12 protein-coding genes are annotated in these 12074 nt (G+C 35.0%); 9 read left to right on the top strand and 3 right to left on the bottom strand.

The features are described 5' to 3' along the window. Positions 1-951: 951 nt before the first annotated feature. Complete coding sequence (locus AC2JF9_RS03815) at positions 952-1641, bottom strand: DUF2461 domain-containing protein (RefSeq protein ID WP_500725472.1); 690 nt, start codon at positions 1639-1641, stop codon at positions 952-954. Positions 1642-1910: 269 nt separating this feature from the next. Here AC2JF9_RS03815 and AC2JF9_RS03810 point away from each other — a divergent pair, with 269 nt between their 5' ends. Next, positions 1911-2741 (top strand): MerR family transcriptional regulator, encoded by an 831-nt coding sequence (locus tag AC2JF9_RS03810; RefSeq protein WP_500725471.1) that lies wholly within the window; start codon positions 1911-1913, stop codon positions 2739-2741. A 70-nt stretch (positions 2742-2811) separates the two neighbouring features. Here the strand turns inward: AC2JF9_RS03810 and tsaA are convergent, their stop codons facing one another. Beyond that, the gene (gene tsaA / locus AC2JF9_RS03805) at positions 2812-3288 is read right to left on the bottom strand and encodes a tRNA (N6-threonylcarbamoyladenosine(37)-N6)-methyltransferase TrmO (RefSeq protein ID WP_500725470.1); all 477 of its coding nucleotides are present in this window, start codon (positions 3286-3288) and stop codon (positions 2812-2814) included. Positions 3289-3523: 235 nt separating this feature from the next. Between tsaA and budA the strand changes: the two genes are divergently transcribed. From budA to AC2JF9_RS03775, 6 genes are all read left to right on the top strand, one after another. Further along, a complete protein-coding gene (gene budA, locus AC2JF9_RS03800) occupies positions 3524-4231 on the top strand; it encodes an acetolactate decarboxylase (protein ID WP_500725469.1) in 708 nt (235 codons plus the stop codon). 175 nt (positions 4232-4406) lie between these two features. Continuing rightward, positions 4407-5435, top strand: a complete 1029-nt coding sequence (gene rsgA / locus AC2JF9_RS03795; RefSeq protein WP_500725468.1) for a ribosome small subunit-dependent GTPase A — start codon at positions 4407-4409, stop codon at positions 5433-5435. A gap of 195 nt (positions 5436-5630) precedes the next feature. Continuing rightward, a complete protein-coding gene (locus tag AC2JF9_RS03790; RefSeq protein ID WP_500725467.1) occupies positions 5631-6485 on the top strand; it encodes an ABC transporter ATP-binding protein in 855 nt (284 codons plus the stop codon). Then, a complete protein-coding gene (locus tag AC2JF9_RS03785; protein ID WP_500725466.1) occupies positions 6485-7399 on the top strand; it encodes an ABC transporter permease in 915 nt (304 codons plus the stop codon). Before AC2JF9_RS03790 ends, AC2JF9_RS03785 begins: the two co-directional genes overlap by 1 nt. Before the next feature lie 208 nt (positions 7400-7607). Next, positions 7608-8060, top strand: a complete 453-nt coding sequence (locus tag AC2JF9_RS03780) for a LytTR family DNA-binding domain-containing protein (protein ID WP_500725465.1) — start codon at positions 7608-7610, stop codon at positions 8058-8060. Between the two features lies 1 nt (position 8061). Further along, positions 8062-8454, top strand: coding sequence for a DUF3021 family protein (locus AC2JF9_RS03775; protein ID WP_500725464.1), 393 nt, complete (start codon positions 8062-8064; stop codon positions 8452-8454). 101 nt (positions 8455-8555) lie between these two features. Here AC2JF9_RS03775 and AC2JF9_RS03770 read toward each other — a convergent pair whose 3' ends face one another. After that, the gene (locus AC2JF9_RS03770) at positions 8556-9869 is read right to left on the bottom strand and encodes an APC family permease (protein ID WP_500725463.1); all 1314 of its coding nucleotides are present in this window, start codon (positions 9867-9869) and stop codon (positions 8556-8558) included. Positions 9870-10086: 217 nt separating this feature from the next. On the opposite strand from AC2JF9_RS03770, the gene rbsK reads away from it, so the two are divergent. Beyond that, positions 10087-11001: a ribokinase gene (rbsK, locus tag AC2JF9_RS03765; RefSeq protein WP_500725462.1), complete on the top strand. Its 915-nt coding sequence runs from the start codon at positions 10087-10089 to the stop codon at positions 10999-11001. Positions 11002-11163: 162 nt separating this feature from the next. After that, on the top strand, positions 11164-12072 hold the full coding sequence (locus tag AC2JF9_RS03760) for an L-lactate dehydrogenase (protein ID WP_500725461.1): 909 nt from the start codon (positions 11164-11166) through the stop codon (positions 12070-12072). Positions 12073-12074 lie beyond the last annotated feature (2 nt).

The raw sequence follows: 12074 nt of genomic DNA, 5'->3' as shown, positions 1-12074 counted from the left end.
AATAGAAAATGATAGAAAAAGTAATATTGCAAAAATAACTATTTTTTACTAACAATTTCAGTTTTCAAAGATCAGGAATCATGATTAAATGATTATTTTGAAATATGTGTGTCGAAAAATAGAGTTAGTTCTATGAGCGAGTTATCTCAAGTCTTAAATATTGGAATAGTTTTAGAAAAGAATCTGATTGCTGTCGGTATCCAAACTTTAGAATATAACAAAAAGGCGGATACTAAAGAAGTATTTTAAAAAGCCCATAAATTCAGTGGTATGTTTGTATATACTACATGATATTAAGGGCACAAAGGATGAAATTTCATATTCAAAATTATCTAAAGAAACAAAAAAATAATTTGAAGCAATTTTTAATTTCTACAAAAGATTAGAAATATACTGCGTTAAACATAAAGCTCAGATATATTATCTTAGCTTTTTTGCTTTTTAGTAGCAGGTTCGCTTGAGCATTACTGCAGTTTTCAAGTGTGGGCATTTTTTATATTTCTTTTATATACTGGATAATTTCATAGGCAAGAGTGTCAGCAGTTTCTATATTTTGGGTGTCAAGTCATCTAAATTATCAAAATCAGGTTTTTAACTAGCACAACTTTAAGCGCTGAGTACTTTGACATACGCGACTGATTTTCGTTCTATTTGGAAGTTTTTAAAAGATTCCAGTATTTCTTTTGCACTTCAAATTAATTGAACCGTTGCGCAAGCTATTTAAAGAAAAAAGTGCGAGAACTTAGTGAAAAACCATGTATTCCTTATGTTTTTTATCGACCATTTCCTGATCTAAGTCTTTGCATTCACGTAGTTATTTCAATTGACGGAGATAACTGCTGATCTTTCGTGTGATGTTCTACAAAAAATGAAGTAGAAGCCGTTAAATGTAAAGTCTAAAATCTAATAAAGATAGGTTCAGACAAGTACATTACAGTATTTACTAGATTGTTATTTTCTCTTTGGCATTTGAAAGTCCACTAACGCTTTGTTTAAAAAATCATTGAACTCTTTCATTAAACTGAATTTTTCGACGATTAGAGGCTCAATAGTATTATAGCTAAGTAATTCTTCGTCTGAAATTTTGTACTCTAAAAACCAACTTTTGTTTTTAACATATTCTGAGACAAGCGGTGAAGGATTATATTGCTTAGGAACATTCTTTAACTTTGTTCCATAAACAGTAAAATTATCAGTAAAATCCTTTTTCGATATGATTTTGATAAATTCTTCGTCATGTGCAGTTATATATTCTCTAATTAACGCAGTAGCTTCACTGAACATGTCGGCAAATAGTCCACCACCAATAAATGAGTTATTGTCAGGTTTTATACTAACAAAGTATCCTACAGGAATAGGCGATTTTCCTTTCGAAGAAATATGTGCTCTAAATGAAGGGTTATAAGGACTTTTATCTTTACTAAAACGTGTATCTCGATTCAATCTAAAGGTTAGCTCCTTTGGTGGACAAAAAGAAATTGAATTATCAAAATCCATGATCTCATATTCTAGGCCTTCTATAAGACTTTCAAATTCTTTAATGGCCTTATCGCGAACTTCCTGATGTTGGTGAAGCCACGCTATTTCGTTGTTTTCTGAAAGCTCTTCTAGAAAGTTCAGTATAGTTTTAGTATTTGTCATTTATTTTCTCCTGAGGAAAAACCAATATTTTACTTTGCTTGTTGAAATTTACTTATTAAAAAAATAATATTTCATCTGTACTTTACGTACTACAAGGTTACATTTTAGAAAATATCTATTTTTTCTTCAACATGCTCCATAACTTCTTTATATTCGTTTAAAATTTCATTACATAAATAAATTACTAAAGCATTTATTTAGTTTTTGAAGTATTGAATTCGTTTGAGCTTTGCCTAGCAATATCCTATAATTTTTCAAGAGGTGATTGGGTGAAAATTGGTGATTTTGCTAAACTAGCGCAGGTTTCCGTAAGAATGCTTAGGTATTACGATAAAGTAGGACTTTTAAAACCCGAGCAGGTTGATCCTTATACGAGGCATCGCTCTTACTCGATAAAGCAGGTGCCCACTTTACGTAAAATAGTCTTGTTACGCGATTTGGATTTTAGTGTTGCTGAAATCAAAGAAATCATTCAACACTGGGATAAAGCAACTCTTGTTGATAATATGAAAGCCCGACTAGCAGACACTTATAATGTTATTGAGGAAGAGCAAAAGCGAGCTCAGAAATTACAAGAAGCTATAGCAATTACCGAAGAAGACGATATTGAAACTCACTATAATGTGATTTTTAAACCAGTTTCTCAGCTACCTGTTATTTCGCTTAGGAAAGAGATTACCAACTATTCTGAAGAAGGTAGGCTTTGGGATGAATTGAATTCATACGTGCAAGCGAACCATTTGCCCATAGATAAAACTAGATATAACCAGTTAGCTATCTATCATTGTGGTAATTATCAAGAAGGAAAAATAGATATCGAAGTTTGCTACATTGTAAAAAGTTCTGCTAAACTAGTTCAGGACAGTCATTTTAGACTTATAGAAGAAGTACCAGTAATGGCTTCTATGATGGTATATGGTCCCTATCAAAATATCAAAAAGGCGCAAGCTTTGTTTATAAATTGGCTTTCCAAGCGAACAGAATACACTTTAGGCAATACATCTAGACAGATCACGATTATAGATGATCGTCACACCGACAATCCCGAAAAATATTTAACGGAACTTCAATTACCGCTATCTACAGTTGAAAATAAATAAAAAGTATTATAGGTAAGCACCTATAATACTTTTTTGTCTGCCGTAATAACTAAATCTTTAGGGTTTTAATTTACATATTCATTTCACTATCCCAATCAAAATGAGTTGAATCTTCGACATTATCTGGCCAATGACTACACCATTCAGGGACAATCGGGTGCTTAATTTTATCAGAATTTGGATAATACGGTTTAATATCTAAAATTGGCGAATTATCTTCGGCATCGATGTACTCAATTTTAATTACACCATTATCGACATTTAAGTCTTCCATTTTAACCACCGAGATAGCGATTGGATTAGGTCTTACCGGGGAACGAGTTGCCAGAACACCAATTGACTCTGGACCACATTTGTAAGGCTTATCTAGTACTTTAATATTGCGTATTTCTTCGCTATCCAGTTTATCAAACCACCATACGACAATAATATGACTAAATCCTTTTAGCCCATCAAGTGCCGGTAAATACTCTTTTTGCAGTATTAACTTGGGACTATCATGCCTTTGATCTACTTTGCCAATCTCTTTTAAACTAAATTTATGCATATAAAAATCCTCCTATATCTATAATCTACAATCTGACACCGTGTCAGATGCAAGGAAGATTTGCAATAGCAAAAACTAAATCCAAAATTGGTGTTTATATTTTAGATGTCTTAGTACTCAAGCATCATACTTAAAGTGAGTAATGATATTTATGATTGCTTTATCATCTAATATGAATGCATAATATAGGGAAAAGTGCAAAAAATATTAACTAGAAAAAAGGAATAAAATTATAATGAATAGTACTTTATTTCAACACGGCACGATGCAAATGCTAGTAGAAGGATTGCTTGATGGAACACTGCCTTTGGCGCAATTGCTCAAGCACGGAAACATTGGCATTGGAACCGGAGACGGTGTAGATGGGGAACTAGTAATTCTAAACGGCGAAGGTTATAAGATTGATATCAGTGGTCAAGCGGTTAAGTTGCCGTCGGATTTTAAAATCACATATGCGGATGTTAGCTTTGCTGACTACCATCACTTTAAAGATTATCAAGATATTGAATTGGCAAAAATGCTGAACAATGTTTTAACTGTTAACCAGGCGCAGAATCGTTTTTTGGCAATCTTAACAAAAGGGGTCTTTCAAAAAATCAGAACCAGGTCTTCAAAAAAGTCGCAAAAACCATACCCTTCTTTGGGAACAATTGCGCAGAATCAGGTAGAGTTTGAAGCTGAGAATATTTCCGGAACAATGATCACGTACTACACGCCAAAAGTTTTTCAAGGTGTGGGCGTTTCTGGTTTTCATAATCACTTTCTAGCAGATGACTTATCTTTTGGCGGCCATGTTTTAGCGACTACGATGAAAGATGTAGCAGTCAGCATTCAGTTGCTGGATAATTTGCAATTGCATCTACCAGTAGATAGTCAGGACTTTTTAGACGCAGATTTAACCGATATTACCAAACTTGACCAAGTGATTTCTAAGTCAGAATAGGAATCTATTACCGCCAATTTGATAGTGTAAAAAAGGTGGGCATTGATAAAATATCTAAATAAGCATATGCTATTGTCTGTTTCTGAAATAGATATGATAAAATGCCCTAATACAACTTACTTGAGTTAATATTTTTAAAAATATAATATGAATGATTTTTGAAAAAGGGGAAATTTTGGAATTAGGATTAAATAATTATCAACAACATGAACAAATTGATTGTGAAAAGACACTTGGTAGAATCTCGTTAAATTCGGCTGACATGTATAAAGTAATGCATTTGGACGGACGCGAGAGTAATGCTATCCCCAAAAAGCGCACCGAGCAGTTTTTAGTGGGCGACTGGGTAACGCTTGATCCGCAAATTGATTTTGACTTAATTAATGAGCGTTTGTCGCGCTATAGTACTTTAGGTCGGATAACTGGTGAAGAATATCGGGCGGAGCAAAAGTGTGCAGCTAGCAATATTGATCAATTGTTTATCTGTATTTCACTGAACAAAAATTTAACCGACTCGCGGATTAACCGTTACTTGTATGCACTGAAAAAGGATGATGAATATCAGACCTCAGTGGTATTGACTAAGTCCGATTTAACATCAGATAGTAGCAAAATCGCTGCCCAACTTGCTGCAAAACTGCAAGTTCCCGTCTTTTGCACTTCTAGCGTAACCGGTGATGGCATTGAAAAATTACGTTCCAGTATTTTGCCAGGACAAACTGTTTCCTTTTACGGTAGCTCAGGTGTGGGGAAATCGAGTTTAATTAATGTTGTAGCCCAAAAAGAGATCATGGCGACGAGCAATATTAGTGCAAAAACTGATAAGGGTCGGCATACAACTACAAGCTCAAGGTTAATTCCGATTGAAAATGGAGATTTTGTCTTAATTGATACCCCAGGAGTGAAAAGCATTGGTGTCGGCGCTAATGACTTAGCACAGGTTTTTCCTGAAATTGCGGAGCTAGCCAAAAATTGCCGTTTTAATGATTGCCGCCATCACGATGAGCCTGATTGTGCCGTCAAAGAAGCTTTGCAAAACGGGATTTTAGCGCAGAAAACTTATGATCAGTTTCTTGCTTTACAAAAAGAAAGTGAATTGACCCAAGGCTACCTTGACAAAAAGCTGGCGAAAAAATTAAATCAAAAGGCTGAATTTAAGAAGCAGGCGATTAATTATCGTCATTATCGCAAACCGCCAATGTAAAACGATTAGACTAAACTACTTATTTAACAGGTAGAAGCAGCTTAACATTAAGTTGCTTCTATTTTTTTATCTACAAAATTTCATAGCAAAATCGCACCCTTTCATGTTTGAATATAAGCCTCCTGTTTAACCTTGCGTTACTTACTTCTGCTAATTCAGTATTCTAATATTTGAGATTACGGAAAGGGAAAAACTATGCTTATTGAAACTCAAAATTTAACCAAAGAATACGATAAACATATTGCTTTAAATTCAGTTGATTTAAGAATTAATAAAGGTCAGCTTGTTGCTTTTTTAGGAACAAATGGTGCGGGAAAATCAACAACAATTAATATCTTGACCGGTTTATTAAAGCCAACTTCAGGCAACATTTCTTATGCAGACAATTTAAAAATGGGTGTAGTTTTTCAAGCTAGTGTTTTAGATGAAAAATTGACGGTTAAGGACAATCTTTATCTAAGAGCTAAAATGTATAAAGATTTTTCGCCAGAATGGTTAGAAGAATTAATCAGCTTAATTGGAATTAGCAACTTCTTAAATCAAAAATACGGGACATTGTCTGGTGGTCAAAGAAGAAGAGTGGACATTGCCAGATCGTTAATCAATCATCCTGACATCCTATTTTTAGATGAACCAACTACCGGGTTAGATTTGCAAACAAGATTAGTGATTTGGAATCTTTTACAAAAATTGCAAGAAGAACAAGGACTAACCATTTTTTTAACAACTCATTATCTTGAAGAAGCTGAAAGTGCCGACCAAATGTATATTTTAGAAAATGGGCATATCTTAGCTAGTGGAACAGTTAATGAAATCAAACAGCAATATGCGCCCTCAAAATTACTCGTCAAAGTAAAGGATAAAGCTAAATTGAAAACAAATTACGCAATTATCCCGCTTGAAAAGCATTTAATTGAAATTGATTCATTGGCATTTGAAGAAGTAACTCGTTTCTTAAACGAAAACCAAACTGAGATCATCGACTTTGAATACCGTAAAGGTTCGATTAACGATGCATTTATTAAAATTACAGGAAAGGAGCTACAATAATGTTTACTCTGCTACAAAGAAACATTAGAATCTATTTTTCAAATATTCCTGGTGTAATCATGTCATGCTTAGGAGCATTGATTTCATTCTTTATTTATATTGGCTTTTTGCAAAGAAATCTTGAAAGATCTTGGAGCAACGTTCCTCATATTACTGAAATGCTTGATTTATGGATGATTGCAGGAATTGTGACAATTGCGGGAATTACTACATCATTTCAAGCACTAGGTCAGCTAGTTAAGGATAAAGAGACTAGAACAGTAGACGACTTGAGCTTAACCGATACTTCGCTATCAGCGCGAAATTTTGCTTATATTTTATCAAGCGTTTTTGTTAGCTTGGTCATGCAAATAATAACTTTTGCAGTAATGAGCATTTATTTTACTGTGGTCGATAAAATTAATATTCCTAATAATGCATATTTAGTTAGCAGCGTGTTTATGATTTTAGGGGCTATTTCCGCAACTTTGTTAAATGGGGTGATTACTCTATTTATTCACTCTTATACTACGTTTAGCCGTTTGTCATCTATACTAGGGGCAGCGGCAGGTTTTGCAGTGGCAACTTATATGCCATATGGAATATTAACTACTCATGCCCAGACTGTGGTAAAGCTAATACCAAGTAGCTATGAAGCTGCAGCTTTGAGAAGTATTTTGTTAGACAAAGTAAATAAAACTCTTTTAACCGGCAAAGCAAGAACTCAAATGTTCAATTATCTCGGCGTTAATTTTAAAATTAATGGCTATCAATTAACCCGAATGGATAATGCTTATGTGATGTTAGGTATGACCGTACTTTTAATCGCTGTAATTATTACACTATCGCTTATAACTGGTAAAAGACTGAACAATGTGCGGAAAGTTAAAAGCACTCGCTTAAGTGCGGGTAAAAAAGGGTTGATTGAAGAATAAATATCAATAGTGTAATTCGTTAAGATTATTGATAGTCATTTATTATCTTGTGTTTTAGTTTTTACACTTTGTTGTGAAGAATTAACCATTCATTTGCGAATTCGATACTTTTTATCTTTTTTTTGGTATTCTTAAATTTGAACTAGAAAAAGTAATAATTAGACCATAAAATCGTCATTTTTATTGTTAGAAAGAAAGTGAAACACAAGTGAAAATCAAATTTCAAACCGATGCCACTTTAGACGAAGATGAAATTGAAGTCGCAGTTAAAGCAGTGCAAGAAACAGAAACTGTCAGTAAACTAATCAGCTATTTAAACAAGTTTAATGAAAGTCAGCGTACGTTAATTCCCGTTAAAACTGAAGATCGCATTGTTACTATCAAACAAGCAGAAATTATAAAAGTCGAAGTTCAAACAACTACAGTAATGTATTGCACAACGAGAGAAGTATTTAAAACTAAAGGCAGACTCTATCAGGTACTAGCTAACCTGAACGACGATTTTGTTCAAGTGTCTCGGCATAGTGCAATTAATTTAAATTATTTGGAATCAATTGAGGTCGGCTTTGCTGGAAACATGATTGCTATACTAGCAAATGATTTAAAAGCTGATGTTTCAAGACATTATTTACCAGAGTTAGAAAAAAAGGTAGGTCTTTAAAATGAAACTACTTAAAAAGAGCATTCTTTATTTCTTAATCGGAGTTGGCTTTGGTTCAACTAGTTATTTAGCCATCCTAACATTTGTTTATCCTAATGTTGCACCTATTCCAATTGGCTTTATCTCTGTTTTCATCATGTCAGGATTGATAGGCATTTTGTCGATGATTTTTGAAACAGAACTGCCGTTTACAATTGCGTTGATTATTCACTTGATAGGCACTTTTATTTTATTTATCTTAATGATTTTAATTAGTAATTTTAATTTAAACCAAGTGGCAATTGCACTTTTCTTGTTGATATACCTGATTGTTTGGGCAGTTGTAATCTTGATGCAGGTGAATACCGTTCATAAAATAAATACGCGAATTAAGGATCGAAATGATAATAGGTAGTAAGCGGTATTGTTATCCCGTTCTTATTATTATGCAGAAAAAGGCACTGATTAGTTTTAATCAGTGCCTTTAAAGTTGTTTCAACTTAATAGTTTAATTTTTTATTCTTGTTTAGCTTTTTGTCTTTGTACATACATATAGACTGGCCAGCCGCTGAGTGTAAGCAGAATACCTACCAGAGACAAAATTGGTTGTGTTAAAGTGGTTGTCACAACAATAAATGCTGCTCCGCAAATTGCTAAAATTGGTGGTAGTGGATACCACGGAATTTTGTATGGGCGTTCTAAATCAGGTTTTTGCCGGCGCAAAACAAGTACACCCATGAATAATAGAATTGAGAAAATCCAGGAGACATATACTAGCATATTGGTTAATGAATCAAAAGTTCCTGAAAAAATCATTACTGTAGCAATTGCGCATTCAAACAACATACTGTTTGTGGGAACAATAGTCTTGTTATTTAGCTTGCCAAAAAAGTTGGCAGCCGGTAGTTTATGCTCTCGTCCAAGGACATAAGGCATTCTTGACCCGAGCAAAAGGTGTCCATTAATTGCCCCGAATACCGAAACTAGAATACCAATGCCAGTAATTGTTCCACCTAAGTTACCAAAGAGTTTTCTGGCGGTTAAAAGAGCTGTACTTTGGTTGCCCACCACTTTTGCCCAAGGGATAATCTTGACGTAGCTCCAATTAAGCAAAGTGTAAATAACAGTAACCCCAAACAATCCCCAAATGATTGCTTGCGCTAGTGTTTTTGACGGATTTTTAATTTCACTAGCTAAGTTGCCAATGCTGAGCCAACCATCGTAAGCAAAAAGAACGGCTAATAGAGCTTGCCCAAAAGCAACGGCTGCATTTGCGGAACTAATGTGAGGAGCCGGCGTATTTGCTAATTGATTTGGTCCACTGTAAAAGAGCGAGAACACGATAATTGCAATAATTGGCAACAGCTTAATAACTAGCGCGATTTTCTGTACTTGCGAGCTGAGTTGCGAGCCTAACCAGTTAATCAGTAAAATGGTTAGCATTACTAAAATTGCTATTCCAGTTGTAGACCAGTTTTTAAATCCAGGAATTTCTTTTAGTTGAGACGCAAAAACAATTGATAATGCAGCAATATTAGCTGGGTAATAAATGATGATTAAAGACCAACCAAAAAGAAAGGAAATTCTTGGTCCGTAAACTTTTTCAAGGTACTTAACGGGACCGCCGTCTTCCGGAAAAACTGATGCCAGTTCAGCGATACTGAGCCCAGCCATCAGAGTGATAAATCCCGCCAGTGGCCAAACCAGGATGCTAAGCCAAGCATTGTGGGTTAAAGAAGATATATTTGCAATTTTGAAAAAAGCGCCGCCGCCAATCATGGTTCCCATGACGGTTGCAAGGGCAGCGAAAAAGTTAAGTTGTCTTTTCATAATAATTACCCTGCTTAAATGACGATTAATAAATGTAATTATAGGCTATGATGATGAAAATAAAAAGTCTGTTTTTTCATTTTTGTAATTTTAAAAACAGCGGCTAAAATAGTTTTTAAACTATGCATGAGTAGTGTTGAAAGCAATTTCAAGTATGTTATTATTTTTTATGAAGAGAAAATTAGTCTTCCATTCTCATAGGCTAAAAGGAGCAAAAATGAACAAAGTTACAGTTATTGGTAGTATAAATCTTGATACCAACTTACGTGTTGCCCAAATGGTTAAACCTGGCGAAACAATTCACGCTAAAGAACACTATACAGCCGCTGGTGGTAAGGGTGCAAACCAAGCAGTTGCAGCGGCTCGATCTGGTTGCGGAGTTAAATTCATTGGTGCAGTTGGAAATGATGCGCCGGGAAAAGAAATGCTCAATTTACTAAAACTGGAGGGAATTGATACAGCTGGCGTCAAAGTGATAAAAAACGAATCTACTGGTCAGGCCTTTATTTCCGTAGATGATGAAGGACAGAATTCAATTACGATTTATGCAGGTGCAAACTATGACTTTAGTGCAGCTGATATTGCTGATAACGCTAAATTGATAACGAATAGTGACTTCGTGATTGCTCAATTTGAAACTCCGGTTGCAGCAACAATTAAAGGATTTGAGTTGGCGCATGAGGCTGGAGTTAAAACGATTTTGAATCCAGCACCGGCAATGGCTAAAATTCCGCCAGCCTTACTCAAATTGACTGATATTATTACGCCTAATGAAACCGAAGCAGCTACAATTACTGGTGTTCAAATTGTTGATGAAAAAAGCGCTAAAAAGGCAGCTAATAAACTTCACGAGCTAGGTGTTGCAGCAGTTATTATCACGATTGGTTCAAAAGGGGCGTTTTATGATTACCAAGAACAAAGTGGATTAGTACCAGCATTTAAGGTTAAGGCAGTTGATACGACTGCTGCGGGCGATACATTTATCGGAGCAATGGCAAGTGTACTCAAATTAGATTTTTCGAACTTTAAGGATGCCATTCTTTTCGCTAATAAGGCTTCATCTTTGACGGTGCAAGGCTATGGCGCGCAACCGTCAATTCCGTATAAAAAGGAAATTGAACAAGTTGAATAATTTTTGATAATCAATAAAAGTAATAGGGACTAAGGTCTCTTTTTTAGTTATTTTGTTTTCTTAATGAATGATAGAAAATGGTTTAATTTGTGACTTGAGCAAACTATAATTAAGGTAGATTTGAAGGGATACTCATTCTTATAAAAAGAAAGGACTTTAATTATGACTACTAAAATTGGCATTATTGGTGACGGGCATGTTGGTTGTACCGTTGCTCACGAATTAATTATTTCTGGCTTGGTTGATGATTTAGTAATGATTGATGTTAACGAAGGCAAAGTCACTGCTGATGCGATTGACTTCGAAGATGCAATGGCTAACTTGCCTAACCATGTAAATGTTGCTGTTAATGATTATGATGCTTTAAAAGATGCCGAAATTATCATTAGTACCTTGGGCAAGATTTCACTTGAAACTAAAGGCGACCGGTTTGAAGAGCTTAAATATAATAAAAAGCAGCTGCAACCAATCACGGAATCAATTAAAAAGAGCGGTTTTAATGGTATTTTGCTCGTGATTTCTAACCCTGTTGATGCGATTACCAATCTTTATCAACAACTAACTGGTTTGCCAAAAGAACATGTTTTAGGTACGGGGACGCTTCTTGACACGGCGAGAATGAAAAAAACAGTTGCTAAGAAGTTTAATATTGACCCGCGTTCAGTCAGTGGCTTTACTTTAGGCGAACATGGAAATTCTCAATTCACGGCTTGGTCTACGGTTAAAGTCCTTGAACAACCAATTACTGAATTAGCAAAAACGGCTTCTTGGAGTCTTAATGACCTTGAAGACCAAATTATGAATGGAGCTAGAAGTATTTTTATTGGTAAGCAATATACTAATTATGGTGTTTCTGCGGCTGCAGTTCGTATTGTTCGGGCGATTTTAACTGATTCACGTACCGAGTTACCTGTTTCAAGTTACCAAGATAAATATGGTACTTATATGTCCTATCCCGCAATTGTTGGCCGTGACGGAATTGTTGCTAAGATCGAATTAAAGTTGACCCCTGAAGAAGAAGGCTTGCTGCTAAAGTCTGCCGAGACAATTAAGGAAAAGTCACAGGTTTAATT

Source organism: Lactobacillus sp. C449L, assembly GCF_059900815.1.
This window is presented reverse-complemented; position numbering and strand designations above follow the sequence as displayed.

What these genes read in the sequence shown, in the direction of transcription:
- AC2JF9_RS03815 (WP_500725472.1), bottom strand. Translation starts at nt 1,641, where the DNA reads ATGACAAATACTAAAACTATACTGAACTTTCTAGAAGAGCTTTCAGAA.
- tsaA (WP_500725470.1), bottom strand. Translation starts at nt 3,288, where the DNA reads ATGCATAAATTTAGTTTAAAAGAGATTGGCAAAGTAGATCAAAGGCAT.
- budA (WP_500725469.1), top strand. Translation starts at nt 3,524, where the DNA reads ATGAATAGTACTTTATTTCAACACGGCACGATGCAAATGCTAGTAGAA.
- AC2JF9_RS03790 (WP_500725467.1), top strand. Translation starts at nt 5,631, where the DNA reads ATGCTTATTGAAACTCAAAATTTAACCAAAGAATACGATAAACATATT.
- AC2JF9_RS03785 (WP_500725466.1), top strand. Translation starts at nt 6,485, where the DNA reads ATGTTTACTCTGCTACAAAGAAACATTAGAATCTATTTTTCAAATATT.
- AC2JF9_RS03775 (WP_500725464.1), top strand. Translation starts at nt 8,062, where the DNA reads ATGAAACTACTTAAAAAGAGCATTCTTTATTTCTTAATCGGAGTTGGC.
- AC2JF9_RS03770 (WP_500725463.1), bottom strand. Translation starts at nt 9,869, where the DNA reads ATGAAAAGACAACTTAACTTTTTCGCTGCCCTTGCAACCGTCATGGGA.
- rbsK (WP_500725462.1), top strand. Translation starts at nt 10,087, where the DNA reads ATGAACAAAGTTACAGTTATTGGTAGTATAAATCTTGATACCAACTTA.
- AC2JF9_RS03760 (WP_500725461.1), top strand. Translation starts at nt 11,164, where the DNA reads ATGACTACTAAAATTGGCATTATTGGTGACGGGCATGTTGGTTGTACC.